Annotated in this window: 18 protein-coding genes and 1 tRNA gene; 12 read left to right on the top strand and 7 right to left on the bottom strand. The window is 38.8% G+C overall.

All coding sequences use genetic code 11. From position 1 onward, the window contains the following. Positions 1-79 precede the first annotated feature (79 nt). The 3 genes from CST_RS00980 to CST_RS00970 form a co-directional block, all read right to left on the bottom strand. Positions 80-1,705: an extracellular solute-binding protein gene (locus tag CST_RS00980; RefSeq protein WP_015357934.1), complete on the bottom strand. Its 1,626-nt coding sequence runs from the start codon at positions 1,703-1,705 to the stop codon at positions 80-82. 86 nt (positions 1,706-1,791) lie between these two features. Then, positions 1,792-2,712 carry a carbohydrate ABC transporter permease gene (locus tag CST_RS00975; RefSeq protein ID WP_015357933.1) on the bottom strand — a complete coding sequence of 307 codons (921 nt, stop codon included), beginning with the start codon at positions 2,710-2,712 and terminating at the stop codon, positions 1,792-1,794. A 12-nt stretch (positions 2,713-2,724) separates the two neighbouring features. Continuing rightward, the gene (locus CST_RS00970; RefSeq protein WP_015357932.1) at positions 2,725-3,678 is read right to left on the bottom strand and encodes an ABC transporter permease; all 954 of its coding nucleotides are present in this window, start codon (positions 3,676-3,678) and stop codon (positions 2,725-2,727) included. 330 nt (positions 3,679-4,008) lie between these two features. Here CST_RS00970 and cheB point away from each other — a divergent pair, with 330 nt between their 5' ends. The 3 genes from cheB (at position 4,009) to CST_RS00955 (ending at position 7,400) form a co-directional block, all read left to right on the top strand. Further along, positions 4,009-5,073, top strand: coding sequence for a chemotaxis-specific protein-glutamate methyltransferase CheB (cheB, locus tag CST_RS00965; RefSeq protein WP_015357931.1), 1,065 nt, complete (start codon positions 4,009-4,011; stop codon positions 5,071-5,073). Between the two features lie 289 nt (positions 5,074-5,362). Next, a complete protein-coding gene (locus CST_RS00960) occupies positions 5,363-5,731 on the top strand; it encodes a BlaI/MecI/CopY family transcriptional regulator (RefSeq protein ID WP_015357930.1) in 369 nt (122 codons plus the stop codon). A gap of 1 nt (position 5,732) precedes the next feature. Continuing rightward, complete coding sequence (locus tag CST_RS00955) at positions 5,733-7,400, top strand: M56 family metallopeptidase (protein ID WP_015357929.1); 1,668 nt, start codon at positions 5,733-5,735, stop codon at positions 7,398-7,400. Positions 7,401-7,480: 80 nt separating this feature from the next. Here the strand turns inward: CST_RS00955 and CST_RS00950 are convergent, their stop codons facing one another. The 3 genes from CST_RS00950 to CST_RS00940 all read right to left on the bottom strand — a co-directional run bounded on the left by CST_RS00950 (position 7,481) and on the right by CST_RS00940 (position 10,895). Beyond that, positions 7,481-8,347 carry a carbohydrate ABC transporter permease gene (locus CST_RS00950; RefSeq protein WP_015357928.1) on the bottom strand — a complete coding sequence of 289 codons (867 nt, stop codon included), beginning with the start codon at positions 8,345-8,347 and terminating at the stop codon, positions 7,481-7,483. Positions 8,348-8,363: 16 nt separating this feature from the next. Beyond that, entirely contained in the window at positions 8,364-9,299 is a 936-nt protein-coding gene (locus CST_RS00945; protein WP_015357927.1) for an ABC transporter permease, read from the bottom strand. Positions 9,300-9,392: 93 nt separating this feature from the next. Beyond that, a complete protein-coding gene (locus CST_RS00940) occupies positions 9,393-10,895 on the bottom strand; it encodes an extracellular solute-binding protein (protein ID WP_015484833.1) in 1,503 nt (500 codons plus the stop codon). Between the two features lie 840 nt (positions 10,896-11,735). Here CST_RS00940 and CST_RS00930 point away from each other — a divergent pair. The 9 genes from CST_RS00930 (at position 11,736) to CST_RS00890 (ending at position 20,906) form a co-directional block, all read left to right on the top strand. After that, positions 11,736-11,829: transfer RNA gene (locus tag CST_RS00930), tRNA-Ser, on the top strand. Positions 11,830-13,149: 1,320 nt separating this feature from the next. Beyond that, positions 13,150-13,365 carry a hypothetical protein gene (locus tag CST_RS00925; protein WP_015357924.1) on the top strand — a complete coding sequence of 72 codons (216 nt, stop codon included), beginning with the start codon at positions 13,150-13,152 and terminating at the stop codon, positions 13,363-13,365. Between the two features lie 53 nt (positions 13,366-13,418). Continuing rightward, positions 13,419-13,742, top strand: coding sequence for a rhodanese-like domain-containing protein (locus tag CST_RS00920; protein ID WP_015357923.1), 324 nt, complete (start codon positions 13,419-13,421; stop codon positions 13,740-13,742). 131 nt (positions 13,743-13,873) lie between these two features. Beyond that, complete coding sequence (locus CST_RS00915; protein WP_144050588.1) at positions 13,874-14,929, top strand: radical SAM/SPASM domain-containing protein; 1,056 nt, start codon at positions 13,874-13,876, stop codon at positions 14,927-14,929. A 1-nt stretch (position 14,930) separates the two neighbouring features. Further along, a complete protein-coding gene (locus CST_RS00910) occupies positions 14,931-16,133 on the top strand; it encodes an MFS transporter (protein WP_015357921.1) in 1,203 nt (400 codons plus the stop codon). Beyond that, the gene (locus CST_RS00905) at positions 16,130-17,503 is read left to right on the top strand and encodes a radical SAM/SPASM domain-containing protein (RefSeq protein WP_015357920.1); all 1,374 of its coding nucleotides are present in this window, start codon (positions 16,130-16,132) and stop codon (positions 17,501-17,503) included. Before CST_RS00910 ends, CST_RS00905 begins: the two co-directional genes overlap by 4 nt. A gap of 113 nt (positions 17,504-17,616) precedes the next feature. Beyond that, entirely contained in the window at positions 17,617-18,654 is a 1,038-nt protein-coding gene (locus CST_RS00900) for a metallopeptidase TldD-related protein (RefSeq protein WP_015484831.1), read from the top strand. A gap of 151 nt (positions 18,655-18,805) precedes the next feature. Then, positions 18,806-19,285, top strand: coding sequence for an MFS transporter (locus CST_RS00895; protein ID WP_081594880.1), 480 nt, complete (start codon positions 18,806-18,808; stop codon positions 19,283-19,285). Between the two features lie 550 nt (positions 19,286-19,835). Next, on the top strand, positions 19,836-20,906 hold the full coding sequence (locus CST_RS00890; protein ID WP_015357916.1) for an IS30-like element ISCth3 family transposase: 1,071 nt from the start codon (positions 19,836-19,838) through the stop codon (positions 20,904-20,906). A 1,032-nt stretch (positions 20,907-21,938) separates the two neighbouring features. On the opposite strand, the gene CST_RS00885 is transcribed toward CST_RS00890, so the two are convergent. Next, positions 21,939-23,039 carry a M28 family metallopeptidase gene (locus CST_RS00885; protein WP_015357915.1) on the bottom strand — a complete coding sequence of 367 codons (1,101 nt, stop codon included), beginning with the start codon at positions 23,037-23,039 and terminating at the stop codon, positions 21,939-21,941. Between the last annotated feature and the right edge of the window lie 118 nt (positions 23,040-23,157).

Here is a 23,157-nt window from a genome sequence, read left to right as displayed (position 1 = left end):
CGGTTATTAAACTCAGAGCTCAAATCAGATGTTATGAAAGGAAGTTAATCCCTGTCTTTTTTTATTCTATCACATTGCTTTACTGCTTGGCAAGATAGTTATCATACGCTTTCTGGTAAATCTCGACATATCGATCCACACCCACGGCCTTGGCCGTGTTCAGGAACTGCTGCCAGCTTTCGTCCGTTACTCCGTTTGTTATGAAATTTGTAATTGATTCCTTCATGAATTTGTCTATTTCATTATACAACCGTGAAACTTCAATTGACTCCTCATTGGTCATCTTAACAAGCCGTTGCAGGTAAACATACGAATATTTCTCAAGTATCCCCGCCCCTTCGTATTCTTTGCTGTACTCATATCTTTCCACGCGATGCGGGGGCATTTCGTAAATCTTGAAGTAATAATCCCCGGGCGCGAAGAACTGGGCGTGATATACCGGAACGTAATTATAAAGTTCGTTGTTTTCAGGAACATATAATATTTCGTATTTTCCCTGGTCATTTATTTTCATCGTAGGTTCAATCGGGCCGCCCTCGTGAATCGGTCCGTTGTAAGCCACCATCATTGTTTCGGTTTCAAGCTGGGCATCTATCCACATGAGGGTTTCAGGAATATGCTTGTTGGCAACTGTCAACGCAGCTCCTAAAGTCGGTACCTCAAGAATTCTCGGAACCTTTACGCCATGCTTGCTTGCAGGAGGAAGTATCGAAACATAATTCGCCGCAGTTTCGGGTGTAAGTGCGGTATTTATAAGACGCAGATAAGTTGTATATCCGACACGCCCCGCATTCATCTTTGTTCCCCATACGTTGGAGTCCTGGGTAATCGCTTCGGGGTCAAGCAGACCTTCCCTGTAACACAGATGCAGCCACTCGCATGCGTCACGGAATCCGGGCAGATATCCCGGGAAAACCACCTTCTGATTGTCATCAATGCACGCATAAACAAAATACTGCAGTGGCACGCCAAACTGCGCAAAATACGTATAAACGCCCTGAATGTGGTTGGTAAGACCTCCGGCACTCATGGGGATTTCGTCCTTTTCACCGTTCCTGTTCGGATCACTGTCACGGAAAGCGCGAAGGACATTGGTAAGTTCATCGACGGTTTTCGGAATTTCAAGCCCCAGGTTGTCAAGCCATGTTTTATTAATGAACCAATGGCTTTCGTGATTGACGTTCTGAGCGATAAGGTTGCCAATATAGTACATTTTGCCGTCGGAGGCGGGAATTGATACATAGGCATCATTCAAATACAGGCGACTGTAATAATTGGGCATGTATTTTTCGATATAGTCGTCCAGAGGCACAAGGATTCCCTGATTTACGCCATACTCCTCAATATCCACCTCGCCACGGAGAATCATATCGGGCCAGTCTCCGGAGGCGAACATCAGGTTTAATTTGGTATTCCAGTCCGCATCCTTCACAAGCTCCCATTCAATATGTATATTGGTCTTCTTCTCCAACTCCTGGTAAAACCACATATTATCGAAGTCTACCTGCTGGTTTTCCAGTACGTACTGAAAAGCCCTCAACGTAATTTTTTCGTCGCTTATCTTTCCGTCGCTTCCCGGCACCGGTGCGGCTATAATAGTATCGGCTTTCTGACTTTCACCGCCGTCCGGCTTTGCGGCCGGTGCTCCGCATGCAGTCGTCAGCACCGCAAGCACAAGCAGCAACATTAATAATGTTTTCTTCATACTCAGACTCCCCCTCTTCTATTTTCTGATTATTTCCGCCGTTGTTTCAGCGGTTCGGCTCAAACATGGGGTATAAAAAATTTGCATCAGCCTTTTAAGGAACCGAGCATAACGCCTTTGACAAAATAATTCTGCATGAGTATATAAAGAACAACCGCAGGCACTGTTGATATAACAATCGCACAGTATTTTGCAACCAGAGCCTTTCTAATCGCTTCGGTCATTCCCTTAACGTCACCTTCATATGCCGAGAAAAAGGCATCGGTTGCCGTGCTCGCCGTCAGCGTTGCCACGGCTTCCCTCAGAATTGTCTGCAGCGGCAGTTTTGATCTGTCCCTTATATAAACCAGTGCGGTGAAATAGTCATTCCATCTCGCAACGCCGTAGTATACGCTCAGTACGGCGATTATAGTCCCCGACAGCGGCAGAACCGCATGGATAAAATATTTGAAATGGCTGGCACCGTCAATTATCGCTGCCTCGTATAATTCGTTGGGAATATTCATTGTAATGTAAGTCCTTGCCACCATAAGATTCCATACCGAAACGCAGTTTATGACAATCATAAGAAGCCTTGTATCGTACAGTCCAAGCCTTCTGTTCATTATAAACTGTGGTATCAGGCCACCCGAGAAAAACATCGTAAACACAAACAGGAAGTTAACAAATTTTCTTCCGGCAAATTTCCTGCTTAACGCATATGCTGCCATCATTGTCACGGCAACGCTTAACGCGGTACCCACGACGGTGTAATATATGGAATTCATATATGACCGAAGCAATTCCTTATGCCCGAATACAGCTTCATATCCGATAAGTGAAAAATCCTTTGGCCACAGTATCACTTTTCCTGACATTACGGCATCGGGATCAGACACCGACGCTATAAGAATGAACCAGAGGGGATATATTACAATAATCAGAACAATAATCCAGAATATAATGTTAAAGGTATCAAACAAATTGTCCCCTAAAGTTTTTTTTGTTTTAACCCCGGTATGAAGCATCCCGTTTTCCTCCTAAAACAGGCTTGTATCGCCAAGTTTTTTCGATATCCAGTTAACGGTTATAATCATTATAAAATTAATTACATTTATAAAAAGACCTATTGCGGCCGTGTACGAGAACTGCGCTTTTGTCAGCCCCATTTGATATACATAAACACCAATAATGTCGGACTTCACCATGTTGCCCGGTGTCTGCATCAGCAAAGCCTTGTCGGTATTTGAAACCAAAAGATTCCCGCAGCTAAGAATTAACATCATCACAACAATGGGGGCAAGGTGGGGTATATCAATATACCGGATTTTTTGATGCTTTGTGGCTCCGTCTATCGTAGCAGCTTCATACAATTCTGGATCTATTCCTGTCAATGCTGCAATATAAAGGATAGTATTCCAGCCGGCATGCTGCCATATATCGGAAACTATGAACAGGGTTCTGAACCACCCCGGTTCAATCATAAAATGTATAGGATTTCCTCCCATGGCCTTTATGAAAGTATTTATAATACCACTGTCGGGTGACAGGAAAAGGTACAATATTCCTGCCATTACCACGGTGGATATGAAATGTGGTATGTAAATAACGGTTTGAGTAAATTTCCTAAAACGCGGCCATTCTATTTGATTCAGCAAAATAGCCAGTACTATCGGAACGGGAAAACCCCACAGCAGTCCATATAGGTTTAACAGAAACGTGTTTTCAAGAAGTCTTCTGAAATAATATGCATTGAAAAAGTCTTTAAAATTTTTCAGCCCGACCCATGGGCTTCCCGTTATTCCCAATACCGCCTTGTAATCCCTGAACGCGATCTGGACGCCATATAACGGCAGATAGCAGAAAACGAAAATAAAGGCCAGTGCAGGAAGTAAAAGCACATATAATTGCCAGTCACTCTTTACCGCCTTTCCAATTCTTTTAGTTAATCCCGGTTTCTGATAATATTTAAAAGAAGCTTTTTTCATTTCCATTCCCCATCACCCTCTTCGTCATGGTAGCACGGAACGGTCTCAGGCTTCCTTATATTGTCCATTGCAGCATTTGCTTTTCTTCAAATTAATCAGGAATTAACAACAATCGATTTGTATGAAGTGAATTTCCGGCTCCAACTTCATAATAACACGAATGGATATACTTGAATATCGGCTAAAATTTTGTATATTATAAACAACACCCCGAATATGATAGTCTATATTTTTGTAGATTATTACTTTACATAAAACTTCCTTTACTATTGGCGGAAGGGTATATTATAATTATGCTGAAATATACACAGTACTCAGCCTTCGGGAGAATAGAAAATGATAAAAGTTTTGATAGTAGATGATTCTTCTTTTATGCGCGTCAGGATAAGGACACTCCTCGAAACCTGCAGTGAAATAAAAGTTGTCGGCATCGCCAGAAACGGTATGGACGCAGTACGTAAAACCGTTGTTCTCAGACCCGACGTTATTACTATGGACATAAACATGCCGGATATGTCCGGAATCGAGGCCGTTGAACTCATAATGAAACAGTGCCCCACTCCTATCATAATGGTAAGTTCACTGTCCTCTGACGGTGCCAATGAAACGCTTGAAGCTTTGGAAAAAGGGGCGGTAGACTACATACACAAGGATAATCTGAATGAAAAAAACCTGATAGAGAAAATTCTTATTGCCAAGAATGCAAAACTTAACATAAATGGCCATTCCGCGCCAAAAATTTCCAAGAACATTATTCAGGAAACCAGGGAAAAAATTTTGGCCGAAACCTTAAGACTTCAGAAAACTACTGAAATACTTTCAGGGCGAAGGACATTTTCAATAATCGGAATTGGAATTTCGACGGGAGGCCCAAGCGCATTGGCGAAAGTACTGCCCCGAATATCCGCCGAAATCCCGGCAAGCATTGTAATAGCCCAGCATATGCCTTCCGCTTTTACAGGCCCTCTGGCTGAAAGGCTGAACAGGATTTCCGCATTGCATGTCAAAGAAGCCGAAAACGGCGAGCAATTAATACCCGGGTATGCATATATATGTCCGGGCGGTAAACATATAATGGTTGAAAAAAAAGGCATTATTACTTTATATGACAGGGAGAAATTCCCTAATTACCATTACTGCCCTTCGGCAAGCCTTTTAATGGCGTCAATTTCCAGGGTATACGCCAACAACGCCATGTGCATAATAATGACAGGAATGGGTTCAGACGGCCTTGAAGGGGTTCTTGAAGCGAAGAAAAACGGAAGTTACGTCATCGCGCAGTCCGAAAATTCTTCTGTTATTTTCGGGATGCCGAAAGCAATTATAAGCAATAACCTGCAGGATGAAATTGTACATCTGGACCATATCGCCGACAGAATTAATGAGTTATGCCTTGAATGAAGCGGGGCAGGTAAAACTCTCCTTTGCCCCCTTCAAAATATTCCCGCCTGAACAAGCTTTACATATATCATCCGTTCTTCGTTCACGCAAGCATCGCTGACTGAAACCTTAACCCCTCCGTAACGCGGCATATCCATAATTTATATCAAACCCCGATGCAATTTTTTCGGGAATTTGCTTCCCGGATGAATAAGCCGTATACCCTCTTACTGATAAAAAATATATTGACTTTGATTTAAGACAATTGTAGAATTTAAATAAGACAATTGTCTTAAAGGAGTTGGGTGAAATGAAACGACTGCCCGATGCGGAGTTTGACGTAATGAAAATCATATGGGCGAATGAACCCCCGATTACCGCAAACATTATCATGGAACAACTGGGGACGCAGCGGAAATGGAAAGCCCAGACGGTAAATTCCCTGCTGCTTCGCCTTGTAAAACGCGGATTTCTCCGTTCCGAGAAAAACGGCAAAGAGCGGGTATATTTTCCTGTCGTCAGCAGGGATGACTATCTGAAGTTTGAAACAGAGCTTTTTTTGAAACAATATCATAACAATTCCGTCATAAACCTGGTTAACACTTTGTACAGAGACAAGACACTGACCGACGAAGACATCGACGAATTGCTTCAGTGGCTTAAAAAACGGAGGGGTTAGAATGAAAGACTTTATGATAATGCTGATAACTTATTCTGCAGCATTGTCCCCGGTTATACTTTCCTATGCAGCTTTAACTTCTCTGTTGTCAAAACGTTACTCTGCAAAGGGGCTTTATTATTCATGGCTGGTTATCGTGATCGGCCTGATTGTTCCATACCGCCCTCAGATATGTGCAGGCATTATAAACAGCAGTAACAATAACAAAATAATACCGGAAAACAATATCTTTCCCGGGTTCAGTGCTGTCTCCATTTCCCATTTAAATAATAAAGTCTTCCCAAGGTTTCCTTTACAGGGGAAATGGTGGACATTTATTTTTGCCGTATGGCTGTGCGGAATAATGTTTTTCCTTTCGTACCAATGTTTCAAGCACCTTCGCCTTGTGAAAGCCTTCAACAGGTGGAGTAAAGAAATAAAAAATGAAAAGACTGCATCAATTTTAAAAAAGGTAATGCGTGATTTGGCCTTGTCCGGCAAGATAAAACTTCTGTCATGCCCGTATGCCGGAAGTCCTGTGTTAATTGGTCTTTTCAATCCGCGGATAATTATTCCGGAACAAGACTACACAGATGACGAACTTTATTTTATTCTCAGACATGAACTTGTTCATTACAAAAGAAGGGATTTATGGTACAAATCGCTGATACTTCTTGCCACAGCCATCCACTGGTTTAATCCCGCCGTTTATATAATGGCAAAAATAGTCGGCATGCAGTGCGAATTGTCATGCGATGAGTATGTTGTTTCGGGTATGGATGCAGCTACACGTTACAGATACTGTGAAACGCTTATCGGAATTTTTAAAAAGCAAACCCTGATGTCAACTGCATTAACAACAAATTTTTACGGAGGTAAAAACGGTATGAAAAGGCGAATACTTTCAATCATGAACGAAGGCAAAAGAAAAATCGGACTTTTTATTGCCGGTATCCTGCTGGCTGTCGTTATAGGAGCGGGGTTTTACTGCAAAGCGGTAAATCCGGCGGATACACTTACCCCGTCGTCCGGAAAATTTAATGCCGCTGTGTCCATTAAAATGGCAGGTATGGAGAATACGAGGGAAAATACCGGCACATCGGTGCGTTATGTTGATCCAAGGCCATCCCTTGAATTTTACATCGAAGGCGAAAACATAGCGAAAATAGACATATCCTGCGAGAACGAATACCTCGCCGCCATTGACTGGACTAAAACACAGCACAGAAAATACTGGGACGTGAACTACTATCAGACATTTGATGAGGAAACTCAGGCCAGTGTATTTTATCCCGACAAATATTTCGATAAGACAATATCTTTATCATTCAACGAAGACTTCACAGATTACCAAAATATCTGGTACAGATGGCATGCGTTAAACCTTTATGAATGGGCGTTGGAAAATAATTATTCCCGCTTTTTCGGTTACGGAAGTGGGCAAAAAATAAAAATGCCCGATAACCCGACCGAAGACCAAAAACTTATGCTGGCAGCCGGAAATGACGGTTCCGGGTTAACAGGGCTCGGACACATACAGCTGTCGGGATATCCCGACGAACTTACAAAAGATAGGATCACCGTAAAAATCACCGACAGAACCGGAAATACAATCACCAAACTAATTAATGTAAAAATCAGCAACAATGAATTTAATGAAACGGTAGTAACTGCATATTTAGAGAATTAGTAAACAAAAAAAGGGAGGCGCATCATCAGCTCACTAAACCGGAGGGAGCAGGCTAACCGTCCCCTGCCTCCCTTTTTTCATTATTCCTTAACTGCCCCTAAGGTAATACCGGTAACAAAATACTTCTGGCAGAACGGATACAAAATCATCGGAGGAATCATGGCCACTATTGTAGCGGCATTTTTCACGGCATTACCATATCCAGCCGCATTCGGGTCTGTTAAAGTCTGATCACTTAAGATCAGCTCTCTCAGCTTAACCTGGAAATTGTACAAATCGGTGTTGGTAATATAAATTACAAAGTTGAAAAAGCTGTTCCAGTAGCTAACCGCAAAGAAAAGGCTTATTGATGCCAGCGCCGGAAGAGAAAGCGGCAAAATAATCTTATAGAATATTTTCATTGGCGTAGCACCGTCTATATCTGCTGATTCCATCAGGCTTTCAGGAATCTGTTCAAAGAAATTCTTCATCAGGAAAATATTATACACACTAATGGACGGCGGCAGTATTACAGACCATAAAGTATTGGTAATTCCCAAAGCTCTGATAACCAAATATGTCGGTACAAGGCCACCGCTAAATATCATGGTTACAAGGATAAAATACGAGAAAAATGTTCTTCCCGGCATATCCTTCTGTACCAGAATATATGCCCCGAGGGTTGTAAATACCATTCCAAAGAAAGTTCCCGCTACAGTCGTTATTATGGAAATATAAAACGGCCTGTATAACCCCTTGGTGGAGAAAATAAGCTTATATGCTCCAACATCAAAATTCCTTGGCCACATATTTATTCCATATCTTGTAGATTTATCAAGAGAATCAACCAATACTTTCCAGACAGGTATGCAGACAACTATTAACACTATCAAAAAGAATACGCCGTTAAGAATTCTGAATATGCTTCTTCCTGCGTATCCATGCTTAAAGGAAAATTTGTTTCTCACGCTGCTCCTCTCCTTATTACAGTATACCTGAACCTTTTACTTTTTTGCTCAGGTGATTTGAAATCAATACAAGCACCATGCCTACAACCGATTTAAACAGACCAATGGCCGTACCAAGGCCGTAATTTGCTTGGCGCATACCTATTCTGTATGAATACGTTCCAATTACATCGGCAACATCGTAAACCATATCATTGTAGAGTACAAATATCGGTTCAAATATATTCAATATCTTTCCTATGTCGAGTATGAAAACAACCAGTATTGTCGGAAGTAATGCAGGTATTGTGATATGGAGGGTCTGCTTCCACCTGCCGGCTCCGTCAATTTCAGCAGCTTCGTACAATTGCGGGTCTACTGATGTTAATGCCGCTAAATATATAATAGTTCCCCAACCGGTTTCTTTCCATCTGTAAATCATCAGGAATATGGGAACCCACCATTTTTTATCAGCCAGGAAATATATCGGCTCAACCCCAAAATTGGCGAGTAAGTTGTTTACAAATCCTCCCTGAGGGGAAAGAATAATGTTGAAAATCGATGCCACAACAACCCAGGACAAAAAGTGCGGCAGGTAAATAACCGTCTGAACAAAACGTTTTATTCTTACATTATAGATCTCATTAAGCAACAGTGCAAAAATTACGCACACAACAATACCAAGAATAATATTTGAAAAACTCAGAAATATTGTGTTTCTGAAAGCTTTCCAGAACCTTCCGCTGCTTACCCCCGTAAATAAATCCTTAAAGTTTTCCAGACCAATAAATTTCTTTTTAAACGGGGTAAACTCATAAAAAGCATATCTTATTCCAACCATGGGGAGATAATGAAAAATAATGAGCATCACAAATACCGGAAGGAACATAAAATAGTGATATCTGTACTTCTTTATCTTTTCAATTGTTTTTCTTTTTGAATATTTCTTAACTTGAGTTTCGACTTTTTGCAAGTAAGTCCCCTCCTATTACACGATTAATTAAATACAAGCGTACCAGCAGAAAACGAGTTTCTGCTGGTACACATGATATTAACCCCGTTTTCCTTATTTGTTTATATCAGCAAGTATCTGATCCACATACCCTTTAGCTTTCTGGGTATATTCATTGAGACCTTCGTCTACGGTTGCTTCGCCGTAAACAACTTTAGCTATAATTTCACTCTTAATTGAGTCTAATTCAGACATATACTTTGTCAAAACTTCCGAAGCAGGCAGCAGTACATCCTGAACTGCATCTTTCTGGAACATTGCCAGAGAGTTCATAATGATGTCAGGATATTCATAAGGATCGTCGTACTTGGTAATTGACAGTGAACCTGACATAAATACCTTATCAAATGTGGTATTGGGATCCTGCATGCTCGGCAGTTTTACCATCTTGCCGTCTTTCATTTCATACATTAAACCTTCAATACCATGGGTAAAGAGGGTCTGTCCTTCACCACAGTCAAGCATGAATTCCAGGAAATATTTGAAAACTCCTTCGGGGTTTTCACATTTTGTTGTAATGCTTACAGGCGGTGCAACTCTCTCAATATACTTGGTTTCTGCAATAGCAGGAATCGGAAGTACCTTAGCTTCAGGAACATTTGCTTCAATGTTGTTCTGCAGTGTCTGATTCCACAGTCCTGCCCAATAATTGAATACACCTACATTACCTGCATAAAACTTATCACGGCAGGTGGATGTTTTGTTGGTAACAACTTCCTTATCAATCAAACCTTCTTTATAAGCATCCTGCATTCTCTGCAGAGCGGCTTTCATTTCAGGTTCGGTCATTCCGTCTACCCATTTGCCGTCTTTCTTATAGAAACCGGGATTTGCATCCTGATAAAATTCCCTCACATAGTTTATTCCCATAAGTCCCGGAGCGGTAAACGGAATTGTATCCTTCTCACCATTTCCGTCAGGATCTTCGTCTCTGAATTTTCTCAGCATTTCGATAAATTCATCATAGTTTGTCGGAACGTCTATGTTCAGTTTTTCCAGCCAGTCTCCTCTTACATATGTGATAGGGCCGTTACCTCTTTCTACCGGCAATCCGTAAAGTCTGCCGTCCAGTCTTAAAGCATCAACTATTGACTGATCTACCATGTTGTTCTTAACTTCGGATTTTTCATACAGATCGGTAATATCATACAGTGCGCCGTTTACGGCATATGTCACATACATGTCAGTGGAAAGCAACAGCACATCCGGAATTTCACCGGTAGCAAAAGCCAAATCCACTTTCTCATAGTATTCATTATGAGCCGGCTGATTAACAATCAGCTTAATTCCGGTCTTTTCCTCATATGCCTTAACAACTTCATCCTGTCCGTTTTCCTTGGTTATTAATGTACCGTTAACCATAAATGTAATCTGTTTTGGTTTTGCAACTTCATTTGAATTTCCCGGATTATTATTGTCAGTATTAGTTGGTGTACCGGTTACATCTGTTGAAGTATTAGAATTACCTGTTGAATTTTTACCACATGCTGTCAATGCCAGCACAAGCGTCATAATAATTATGAAAGCGCTTACTTTTTTCAAATAATTTTTTTTCATTTTTGCAACTCCTTCCCTCTTCTTTCTTAATTCAGTACTATCTTTAGTGCGATTAAGTAAGCTTTACACAATTTATAAGTTTCATTAAAAAATTTTGTCCCCCCTTTTTCTTCTGTTTTTATGATAATCTTTTGTAAAAACTTATATAGTATCCTGCCGCTTCTGAAAAGCAAAATACCGGCCCAGCGCTGGTTTCCTATCAGCCGCAAAAAATAAACATATGCCGTACTACCGAGCTTTTATATTCCTGTTATCTTTTTTACTGAAAAACGAGATTGTTAACCAAATAACAATCCTTTTTCTGCATGCATTGACTTAATAAGTGTAAAAAAAATTAAATAATTAAAATTTTGCTATCAAATTCATATTTTATATATTTTACACAGCAAACATCTGTAAGTATATCACCATATACATAAACTTGTCAACTAACTATAAAAACAAACTTATAAATGCAAACTTTACCTTTGCTATTACACTGAACTTTAAGAGAAAAAGAAAAATCACAGGTGTTTTATCAATTTCATTCAAAATTCAGTATGTCCTTATTATAAAGAAAAACTTTACGAAAAACAAAAACTATTTTTCTGTTTATTTAAAATTTATCTCCGATTATCATCTTATTAATAAACATTTTTACCGCATACGCATGAAATCGAATGTAAACCGTCAGTCAAATGTAATAAACTTTTCCTGCTAAGCCAGATACATAAGATTTGGTAATAAAAGCCTGTTACGCCTTCAATTTTTAAAAAACTTGACACTGCTTTATTTGCTATGATAGAATTAACAGGCAGGTTACTTGCATAACTGCTTTCAACTTAATAAACAAACGCTTGTGGAGAGATGGCTGAGCTGGTCTAAGGCGCACGACTGGAAATCGTGTGTACCCCCAAAAGGGGTACCGAGGGTTCGAATCCCTCTCTCTCCGCCAAAATAAAGGCTTTCAGGGTTTTACCTGAAAGCCTGTTTTTATGTCCCAAAGTACCCAATGTTACAAATATGTCACAACAGATTTAAGCGTTAAAATAAAGTTAAAAATTAAGGAAGCCCAACCAGCTTCCTTTTTTATATCCCGAACAAATACCACTTAATGGAAACGTCACATTCTGACCGTCTTTACCCTTTACTCTGAACCTGACAGGCTGCGGAGCTCCTCCGTTCGTAAAAGTACAGCTTATCACGTCTACGGGTTGCATGATAGTTTTAATAGAACCACCTATACATTATTCCACTTCTTATAAGCAAAATGTCACCGCCGGTGTATAATTTAAATCCGCTATTGACATTATGATGATTCATTCCGAGGAGAAGTGCTATAGCTAAATACAGTATAAAAGCTATTTTAGAGATACAAGAATGGATAGATAATTATCCACGGAAGGTGTTGAATGGAAAAAGCTCTAGAGAAGTTGTTCAAGGGTATATGAATTAAAAAAGCTCCTCCCCTAGGAAAGGGAATATAAAGCTTCAAAAATAGATCAAAAAACATAAACGGACGATTAGTTTTGACAGAGAAAAAGTGTTTCATTTTAACTTGCAATTAACGTTGAATAAAAAACAATGGAAAATATATTGCATATTTCCATTTTTTATGTTATAATAAAGGTAAGAGAGTAGACAGTTAAGAGGGGGAACAAAATGAGGGGGAAACTTTGGGTGCTACTCACATCACTGATACTCCTTGCCTATGTATATGGGGTTTTTATTGTAATTCCACTTGAAAATCCTCCTATTTGGGTAGGTTAAGAGGTAATAATATCAATAGCGGGTTAAAATTGAGCTACTTTTAATAATTTTAAATTAAATTGTTTCTAACTTTATTAATCTGACCTTGCTGATTTGCTCATTGTAAAAACTAATCTTTAGTCCATCATTATCTTTCAACTTTTATAACAGCAAAAGTTTTAAATATTGCACGATGAGAGAATAACCCTTGCGGCAATGATCAGAGGAAGGGAATCTAGGCTTTGAAGGCAAGTCTAGATTTTTAAACATAGAAGAATAGAAATCCAATTTTTAGCTGAGAAGTAAAGAGTTCGAAGATATTTTATAAAGTAATTGAAGCTGGTGGATGTAGGCTTTCCTCCTTATGAGTATTTATCACAATTGAACAAGCATAAGGGATTATAAACAAAAAGATAAAAATTTAAATTTGAAAGCAATAGTTAAAAAACACACCTCTTAAGTGACTTAAATTAAAACTTTCAAATTATATAAGTCCTTAAAAAATACAAAAATAGGAGGTGAGATAATGTCTGTGGTGATCCATGAAGGGATTTATCAGATTCACTGGTGTATTCATGGTGGGATTGTAGCGATGCCACTTTCACTGACTAACCGAGCGCAAGAAGAAGTTGCCTCAGAAATTGTTGAGAAAGGAATAATTGGTATACGGGAAGAGCAGATCTTAAAACAGTTGTTTGCGGACAAGTTAGCATTATCAGAATCATTGTCTTGGGAAAAGTAAATTCTAAAATGAGAAGAGTTAAACTAACTGAGTGAGAAAGGAGAGCATGGTATATGCAAATTGAAATGGTAACAAAAGAAGAGTTATTGACTATGCTAAATAACCTTGACGTTATTGTATTAAACGTTCTTCCTCGCGATTGGTATGAGCAGGCTCACATTAAGGGTTCGATATCAATCCCCTTGGAGGAGTTGCCAAACCATTTAAACTGTTTGTCTAAAGATAAACTTATTATTACGTATTGTGCAAGCTACGAATGTACATCTTGTATCGAGGCAGCGGAATTGTTGGCTAACTATGGATTTAATGTAAAAGTTTACAGAGGAGGTACTAAGGAATGGATAGAAGCGGGTCTTCCGTGGGAAAGCAGCACATAAATATTGATCATCCTCTCAATATTCTGCGTAATTCTCCCCATTATACCTCGGACCCACATTTCAGACGTAGAGCAGATATGCGAATAGCTCGGTAACAAAAGTTTGCTGGAGGTCGCCTCTTCAATCTTGATATAGAGATTACCACTATTTGTAATCTTGCTTGTCGAACGTGCTACAATGTATCGACTAAGCCACAAATTATGACAGTGGAGCAATTTAGTCGTATTTTAGCAGATGCTCGGCAACTTGTGGAGTGTTTAGAGATGGATGGACTTTGGCTGACAATTTCTGGGGGAGAACCATTGACAAATAACTGGATATGGGACATGCTTCAGTTGGCTCAAGGGCCGGATATTAAAGGTATCGCAATTATCACTAATGGTACACTTATTAACCAAGAAACAGCAAAGCTTATGGAATCTTTAGGTATCTCTGAGGTCATGATATCCCTAGATGGAGCTAGTGCACAAACCCACGATGCTATCAGAGGACAAGGTTCGTTCGCCAGGACCATGAGAGGCGTAGAGATACTAATAAAATACTGTTCTAATATATTTCTTGGATGTACCATGACTCTTACTACATTAAATATGGACAATACTGAGGATTATGTTGATTTAGCTTTTCAAATGGGATTTAATTATGTGTGGATTAACCCTCCGATTTATTGTGGATGTATAGTACAATCAGAGCTTGATATCTCTTACGAAGAGCATTTACGAATTATGAAGCTTGTTAGAGAACTCGATACCAGGTATTTTAGACAGGCTTTTGCAGTATATTATAATGTCCCGTATTACCCTCTTACTGACCCCATCTCTCCCTATTTGGATCTGAGCACAGCTTGTCCTTGGGGGCGTACTAACCTAACTATTACTGCCGATGGCTCAGTCCTTCCCTGTTTATACAGTCGAGATTTGTGTTTAGGAAATATTTTTGAGCAATCTCTAATCGTTCTTTATCACTCATCTGTGCTGGAAGGAGTTCGTAACGGATCGTTACTTGCTGAACCGTGCCGTTCTTGTTTGTACCGCGAATTCTGCGGGGGGTGCCGTGCTAGAACGTACTATCTTACTGAAGACTGGTTTGCTGCGGATCCCTGGTGTCCCCTTGTCAGGGGTTTGACTGAGGAGCAAATTAGAGTTTTTCCATCCAATTTACCAAAGGAAAAGGTAGGAGGATATTGACATGACTGAACATTCAACTAATGGAAAAATACTCTATACCTACTACATTCGCTGTTATATTATTGCTGTATGCCTTATAGAGTTTTTTGCTTTTAAAATTCTTGATCCTTACTATATTCAATTTATGACTACAGAAAAGGGACTCGAGTTAACACCTACCCAATTTGGATTTTTTGTATCACTTGCCTCAGCAGTGACATCTGCTATCGATTACCTGACTGGAGCTTTTGCAGACCGGCTGGGCCGTAGGCTCTCTTGGGGATTGGCAATGTTTTGCTATGGTGCAGGAATGTTATGGCTCAGCTCGATTTCTGCCTTTGGTCCTGCACTTGTTACAGCTGTATTAATGGGAATTTCCTATGCTTTTACGAGCGGTACACGGGAAGCATGGCTCTATGATAGTGTTGGACAAGAAGGGACAAGGAAAGCTTTTGGTAAGCTTTACCTTTACTCTATTCCATTTACTGCAATAGGAATGGTGGTAGCATATATTCTGGGAGGCCTTGGCAGCTTGCGTATTCCAATTGCTTTGACTGGTGTTATCATTATAGCCGATGGCTTGTTTATCATGACCTTTCCTGAGAACTATGGGAATTACCGCCGCCGAGGGTGGTTGGAAATACTCAAAACGGGATTTTATCAGTTTTTAGAAAGTCGTGTTCTATGGATTACAGCAGTTCAGAGTTTTTTCTTTACACTTCCCATTTGGATCACAACTGCCTGGTGGATTACTTACATGGTGGAACAGTTTGGGGTTGACCTGAAAGAGACGGCTTTTGCTTTTGGTGTTACTTCATTGGCTGCAGCAGTGACAGGTTTTTATATTTGCAAGATAAAAATCACCGATTACCGGAAACTAATTCTTTGGCCAACACTATTATCAGCACTTGCCTTTTTATTAATGCCGTTAGTTCATGTGCCTTGGGCTTTTGTGGCCTTAGTTATTGTTGCGATTGCTTCCAGTTATTTGAGGGGGAGTGGTATTACCCTTTTAGAAAATGAACAGATCAGCGTCGAACGGGCAACAGCACTATCTTTTTTGAATACTCTTCGTAGTGCTTTCTGGGCAGTAGCTCCTCTCTTATGGGGGACTCTTATCTCAGCTTTGGGGCTTAAAGTCACGTTCTTTTTTGCAGGAGTAGCTTCGCTGATTTCCTTGTTTTTGTTAAAACTTGCGTTAGTGCTAAGAGGTGAAGATTCATGAAACAGATTGTTGTACCCGATAGACCTTACCACTTGTCTTGGGATCTTACTACAGCATGTCATCTCCATTGTAACTTTTGCTACAACACTGAAAGAAAATCACATCCAACCGAAACACGAGATCTAATTGAAACAATACTTGACAATGTAGTAGAATTGAAACCACTACATCTAGGCATTGGAGGAGGCGATCCATTTTTAAGTCCGTACATTAGCTGGATATTGCAGCAGTTAGCGGAACGAATGGGGGATGAAATGCCGATTATTACAATTGATACTATGATGGTAAACCAACGTGAAGATGTGGTACAACAGGTCTGGCGACTCAACAAGGACCTTGGAGATAATAGGATACAGTTCTATCTAAGCATCCACGGGAGCCCTGAAATTCATGACAAAATTGTCGGATACAAAGGGCACTTTAAGGAACAAATTGAAGGCATCAAATTGTTAAAGCGATATGGGATTAACTTCAGCTTGGGTATTGTACCGACAAACTTTAATCAGCTTGACACAGTACTTATATTGGCTTTGTACTTGGGGGCTGGATTACTAAACCTTTCCCAATTTGTTCCTATTGGCAAAGGTGCAAAGGCATATGAGCAAAATCTGAGCTCCGAACAATATAAATGGCTTCTGGATTGGATTATGACACGTAATACCCAATTAGGCTGCCGATATATAGTGACTCATGAGCACTGGATAGCAGCTGTTGATCGGGAACTGCTTATGAATAGTCTTTTTATTGGTTGCAGCGCGGGGATTTACTATTTTGGAGTACGTAGTAATGGTGATATTGTTCCTTGCCAGCTTAACTCGTATGTGCTCGGCAATGTGTGCAACACAAGATTAACCGAAATATGGCGAAATCATCCTGTGTTACGACGATGGAGAGAACGAGAGGTTGAGGGAAGATGTATAGATTGTCCATTGGTTTTCAAATGCGGGGGTTGTCGTTGTAATGCTGTAGCATATAGTGGAAACTTTTTAGGGGAAGATCCACTTTGTCCTTTTTCACCAGAAGAATTAATCAGAGCAATTAACTTGAATCAAGCAAGCAAAAAAATAACTACTGAAAGGACTGATGCCTATTTGTCAGAAATAAACATTAGAAATGACACAAGAATTGTAAAACTCGTTACACTTGCAACGTGGCAAGGAGATTCTTTGATTATCCGTAATGAGGCACGAAATACTTTCGTGGAGCTCACAGGTGATGCATCAACTATCTATTGTTTAATTCCATCCCAATGTGGGATTGCCTTGAATGACCTCAGGTTAGCTTTCAAGAAACAAACAGGAAGAGAACTCCCTCTAGTGGAACTTAGGGCATTAATTAGTTCGGGTGTTTTAGGATGTGTTATCGAATAGCATATTTTCTGCGGTCACGGCACTTCAAAATATGTAAGGGACGTATTTATGAAATCAAAACTTACGAAGATTCCAAGGTTCATTGTATGATGTACAGTGGGAGGACTGTTATTGTGGAGAGTGATGGCGGTTCTAAGATGTTCACACTTCCTAAGGCTGCTGTATGGGAACCAGATCCTGGAGATATATATGTTGAGAGAGGGCTTCTTGATACACAAGGCTTGCTTGCTGCTGTGGAAACAGTAGCAAACTATTCTGTCGATGCAGTACTTTCTTTTTATCATGAAGAAAGGACAATAGAAACAGATGGTTTTGTCAAGCACCAGCGTATGGGATTTTATGTATTACAATTTCAGGAGAATTCTAGATTTTATATATATGCGGACTATGTTCCAGAAAAGTTGAAAGAACTGTGTATTTTTCACATGTTGCCTCACCGGGTAGTTTTTCCAAACAATTTACCTATCCTCCTAAGTCCTAATGTTGTTGGTCACATCTTCCATGAATGGGTTCATTTATTAGAACTTGACTTTTTAGGTTATGAAACTGCGTTGAGTATCAAAAATCTTCCGATTTTTGGTGAGTGTGTCGATCTACAAATCTTCGAGGATCCAAAGGCAGAGACCATTGGATTCAATGCTTTCAATGACGATGCCCGAATTACAAGGCAGATCCCTATTGTAGAACAAGGCAGAATAGTGGGGTTTATAGATAGTTCTGCATACCCATGTCATTATCTTGGATGTGGATATCTTGGGTACAATAATAGTGCTTTCCCTATTCCACGCACAACCAACCTAGTAATTCAAGCTAGGCCAATAGTATATGAGAGTGAGAGGGCATTAGTGATCACTGAACTTGATCTGGAGCTTTTAAATAAGGATCCTGTTTCTACTCGGATTCGGATTAAGAATTGCGAAGGTGTTTATATAGAACGTGGGATGCCTATATATAGGGTAAATTGGAAAGTTGGAATTGAAACAACAGTTCAAGAGTTAGTATGTAGTATGATCTTTCTGAATTCTTCGAACATTCACCTTACCGTAGTTGGTGGAATTTGTGTCAAAAATGGTATTGCAGTACGTTCTGCTCAAAGTGCCCCACCAGTACTACTTGATGGGTTATTAGGAAAGAGTTTACTGCCAAGGTAAAAGCTTTATGCGTTATTAACAGTATTTCATCTGCTAGGAATATCAAAAAGAAATTAATTGATTTCTTGAAAGCGATTACTTTGGGAAAGGATATTTATACAATTATACAAAAAATAATAATTTTAGGTGTAAGTTATAATGCTTCAGGACAATAAATCAAGAAATTACAATATATGGGAATTACTATTCTCCATATCTGACAGAAAGTTTTGGACTTGATAGTGCAAAAATAAGGCTAATATTTAGCATATTAGGAATAATTCAACTGATTCTTACACCAGTAGCGGGGATAGTTGTGGATAGATACAACTATGGATTTATAAATGGCCTTATTTTAGGAAATGTTCTGTCAGGAGCTTTCTTGTTAGTTTTTGCGCTTACCCATTTGCCATTTGTTGCAGTTCTGACAATGATAATATCTTCAGGATTAGGAGTTTTTCATTCAATTGGATACGATGTGATGATGGCAATGATTTCGGAGAATAGATTTAGAGCCACTATTTACAGTGGAATGATGGCTGTGTGGAATGGAATGTTCATCATAGGGTTGATGCCACCGCCGGTGTATAATTTAAATCCGCTATTGACACAAAATTTATTGAAAACGAAAAATTACGTTTTTTCTTTATAGATTAATGCGGTCCTCAGACAGGACATCCTTGGTTAAATGCCTTATAGGTAGTCTTTAAACATATGCGCAGAACTCGGCAAGTGAAATGTGTACTCTGTTTCAATTCCTTATAGGTAAACTTCAAACCCGTAAAACCCTCATAAAAAGCCGCTTTTATAAAATCCATAATTTTAAGCATTAAAATCCGTAAACAGCTGATATTGCTCAATTTTTAGATCTGTCGATCTCGGTGGTTTTTAAGCTACTGGGCATCAATAGATTCATAGGATAAATATTACCATATATTCTATCAATTTGCAATGGCTACTTTTAGCCAGTAATGCATATATTGCTGTATTTTATTTTGTTTATTCACAAAACTTCCTAAATTCAGTTTAACATTTCTTTGAATTGTTTGTATATAAAAAGAAGGTAATAACCATCAAATACATTAAAAAGGTTCGTTGTAAAATTAAATGCAACAGTAAAATGAAATAAATAATTGACAACCATAGTGAGAAATCATGTATGATTTAGGTGTCCAATCCAAACATACAGGAGGTTCTCAACTATGGCTGTACAATATAAGTCTACCACAACTGAGCATAAGTTTAAACACTTAAGTGTTTATGAAAGAGGGCAGATTGCAGCTCTTTTAAAAGAAGGAAAGAGTCAACGTTATATTGCTAATAAACTAGGTCGCTCGCCAAGTACAATTAGCCGTGAAATTAAAAGAGGGACAACAATGCAGATGAGAACTGATTTATCGACATACAAAGTATATTTTCCTGAAACAGGGCAGGCAGTTTATGAGAAAAATCGTATGAATTGCGGAGCAAAGCGTAAATTGGCTCAAGTTGAAGATTTTCTTAAGTTTGCAGAAGATAAGATACTACGCGAAAAATGGTCTCCAGATGCAGTTGTTGGTTTATGTAGGAGAGACCCCAAGTGGCAAAATTCTACTATTGTATGTACCAAAACACTGTATAATTATATAGACCTGGGACTCATAAAAGTACGAAATATAGATTTAAATCTTAAACTACGTTTAAAATCTAAAATAAAAAGGATACGTCAAAACAAACGGGTTGTAGGGAAAAGCATTGATCAAAGGCCGGAAGAAGTACAATCACGTCAAACCTTTGGGCATTGGGAAATTGATACGGTAACAGGCAAAAAGTCTAACGATTCAGTAATTTTAACCTTAACTGAACGAAAAACCCGCTACGAGTTATTGTTTCTTTTGGACGCAAAAGACAGTAATACTGTTAACGAGGCACTTTCAGAACTTAAGAATTGTTATGGTAAGGATGTTTCAAATGTATTTCGCACTATAACGGCAGACAATGGTTCTGAATTTAGTAGACTATCCGAAATGTTACAAGGGCTAGGAATTGAAGCTTATTTCACTCATCCTTATTCCTCATGGGAGAGAGGAACTAATGAACGTCATAATGGACTTATTAGGCGTTTTATTCCTAAAGGAAAGGCTATAAAAGATTTTTCTGAAGAAACGATAAAACGGATACAACAATGGTTAAACAGCCTTCCACGAAGGATATTAGGTTACAAAACACCTGAAGAATGTTTTAATGAAGAGATACATAACCTGGTAAACAAAAATATATCAGCAATAGTCTGAGCCCTTCATCCAAGATATTTTAAAGCTCATTTGAGGGTAGTCAAGGGTAAAGACTTTGTCTTATCTATCGATAACCCTTGACTACCCTCTGCACTCGCTCAAGATAGTAGTTAAGAAGGGCTAAAAGATGATGTTGTACTTTAACACCTAAAATTATGGATGATTTCCACTATAGGTGTTGCATTTAATATTGCAATTTACAAATACATTAAAAATTACAAAAATTATTTAGAAATAAAATGAACCAATTCGGAATTAGCGCAATGGGCATTGATGGAAATTATGTTTACCAATAAAAGCCACTTTATTTCTACCTAACAATAATCCTCTTATTTGAATATTTATCCATTTATTGATATTATATAAATATATTGGATTTGATTTTATAAAATGTATAAGCTTTGAATAAATGCAGGAGGTGTAATATGCAGTTATATAGTCTTTGTAACAAAGCGTTGACTTTGGATGAATTTGTTGGCGAATATTAGCCTATGTATTTTATAACCTCTCGTAACAAGCTAATTAGAAATAAAACGAGTCACTTCGTCGAGCAGGAAATTGAGAAGATACTTATACAAGGACTAAGACCAACCGATTTGCCATTTGTTTTAGCATGATAGATAGGAAATATAAAACATAAAGCCTCAATAAACAAAATAGCGTATAAAAATAATTGTAATAAAACACTGGAATTTAAAGATAGATTCAGAATTATTGAGCATCTAATATGCTGAAATATATAAGTGAAAACTTCATTCATCTAAAAGAATTATCAGAATCCAATCCTTATGAACTTTTCATCAAACTCTGTGAAAATAGAGTTAAAAAAGACTAAAAATTTACACAAGGGAGGAAACCGGTTGGATGATAATAACGCTATAACATAGTTTAAAAGATACATACAAGAAAGAAATAAAGAAAAGAAAAACTTGCGTCATGCGTATTTAAAACTTTATCCAAAAACTGATAAGAGTTTAAAAAAGTATATTGAAATATATTTGTTCGATTAACAGACAAAATGGTATTTTTCACTTAAGTGGTATCAGAATAATAAATATTATCAATATTCAGGTTAATTATGTACTCTTTTAAAAGATTCACCGTATTCACCAATTCATCTATTGACAAATTTTCAAAATCAGAATCTTTCTTTCTGACGGTTTCATAATCGAAATATTTCTGGGTGATCATCATATTTGGGATCCCTTTCACCTCAAAAGGATAATGATCACTGCTTGCGCTATACTGAACAAGGGTATTCATCTGCGGGAATATTCTTTGCCATTCGTCCGTCAAGGCATTTCCTATGCCGGCTAAGGGATCACGCGGATCATTTGCAAAATAGGGTGTGGCAATTACCACTTCCTGGCCGTTAACATAACCTACCATGTCGATATTGATGCATGCTATGATTTTGTCCAAATCATCTTCGCTCAAATTCGAAACGTAATACCTGGACCCTATCAAAAACCTTTCTTCCGAACTAAAGAAAATAAATCTCAGATTATACGGCAGGTCGCTTTCTGAAATTTGGCGGGCCAGTTCAAGCAGGGTAAGAACACCGGAAGTATTGTCTATAATGCCAAGCTCCTTGGATACAGTATCATAATGCGCGCATAGGATCAAATATTTATCCGTATTCTGCCGTGTATGAAGTTCCGCTATAACATTGCGTCCTTCTCCGATTACTTCACTGTTGTATGGATTGAGATTAAAATAATCAGCATTATTGACAGCAGCTATATCGTATTCATAGGCCGGGAATACCTGGATTTGAACGGAGTATCCGTATTCTTCCATTCTTTCTTTTATGTAATTTGCCGCGAGCTGTTCGTTCTCAGTTCCCCATTTCCGGGGCCCGTTCTTTGTAAGCGCCTGCAGATGCTTTTCAATTGCCTCTTCCGGTTTCATTTGGAGGGCTTCCAGACTTTTTTTATTAGGTGTATGAGAAGGTATGGGAGTATTGGAAGGGCATGCTTCACTGTTACTTTCCGCTTCTTTTTTTGTTGACGTTTCCTGTCTTAAGTCATCAATTTCCGACAGACCAATAAAATTATCTGCATTTCTTCCCTCACAGGCAGAAAATAGAAAAATGACGGCTAACGCAATGAGTATTTTTTCTATCTTTTTCATATAAAATTACCTCCATTTCAAAAAAATAGCACAAAGTTGCTTGATCCGTCAACACCGGCCGGTGTGACTTCACACAGCCCTCAATAAGTGTGATGCTCCCGGTATAACCCCGTTCCCT

Origin of the sequence: Thermoclostridium stercorarium subsp. stercorarium DSM 8532 (genome assembly GCF_000331995.1) — a bacterium.
In the GTDB taxonomy this organism is placed as follows: Bacteria; Bacillota; Clostridia; order DSM-8532; family DSM-8532; genus Thermoclostridium; species Thermoclostridium stercorarium.
This window is presented reverse-complemented; position numbering and strand designations above follow the sequence as displayed.